The organism is Zooshikella harenae (genome assembly GCF_018837975.1).
In the GTDB taxonomy this organism is placed as follows: domain Bacteria; phylum Pseudomonadota; class Gammaproteobacteria; order Pseudomonadales; family Zooshikellaceae; genus Zooshikella; species Zooshikella harenae.
The window spans coordinates 1-801 of sequence record NZ_JAGSOY010000304.1 but is presented as its reverse complement, the minus strand read 5'-3'; the positions used below and the strand labels follow the sequence as shown (position 1 = coordinate 801).

2 protein-coding genes are annotated in these 801 nt (G+C 34.8%); both read left to right on the top strand.

Going from position 1 to position 801, the window contains the following annotated elements:
- On the top strand, positions 1-510 hold a 510-nt coding region (locus KCG35_RS25810; protein ID WP_215822755.1), incomplete at its 5' end, for an RHS repeat-associated core domain-containing protein.
- Positions 500-796: a hypothetical protein gene (locus KCG35_RS25805; RefSeq protein WP_215822753.1), complete on the top strand. Its 297-nt coding sequence runs from the start codon at positions 500-502 to the stop codon at positions 794-796. The genes KCG35_RS25810 and KCG35_RS25805, both read left to right, overlap by 11 nt.
- Positions 797-801 lie beyond the last annotated feature (5 nt).

Genomic DNA, 801 nt, shown 5'->3' with positions numbered 1-801 from the left:
AATACCTATGCGTATGTAGCAGCTAACCCTCTAAAATATGCAGACCCTAAGGGCTTAGTTTATGGTTATGGAAGTAGCCCTTATGGAACTTATTACGCAGCAAAGCCTGATGAGAAAAGTGAAGTTGCTACAGGAGCTTTTTCTTATCTATCTGATCTTACTAATGGATTTAACCCTTACGAAAAAGGTTCTTGTGAGTACTTCAGAAGAGAGGCTGCAATAAAAGGTGCAGAAGAACTACTAGAAGTTGCAGCTAAGTCTCCAACAGTTAGGGAGTATATAACTTCCAGGCTTATTGAAATTATTCAAGCAAATCCCGAATATTATGCTGGTAGAGTACTAGCTAATACCATAACTGCTGCAATAATTAATAAAGTTCTGAAAAGAGGTAAAAACGGCACTATTCCACAAAATGCAGCTTTAGGTGCAGCTTTAACGTCAAAAGCAACCTACTCAGCAATTATTGAGATGGTTGAAGAAAATATTCCGGAGTGCCCGTGTGAAAAATAAAGAAGTACTTAAAGCAAAAGGTTTAATTTTAATTAGAATACTTATTACCTTGCTGTTTTTTTCTTCGGCAAAAGATCAAGGGGTTAGGTATTACTACAAAAATATAGTTATTTCAGCATTGGATTTGCTTTATTGGACTAACTTGGCGTTATCAATTTTTGCAATAATTTTTTTAAATTATTGGCTTCTTTTGGGCATTGTTACCTTATTATATATAGGAGTCAAAGGATTGGTAATGTTGTTCTCAGAGTTAAATATAGAAAGTAAACCTAGCGAACAGTCATAATTCAC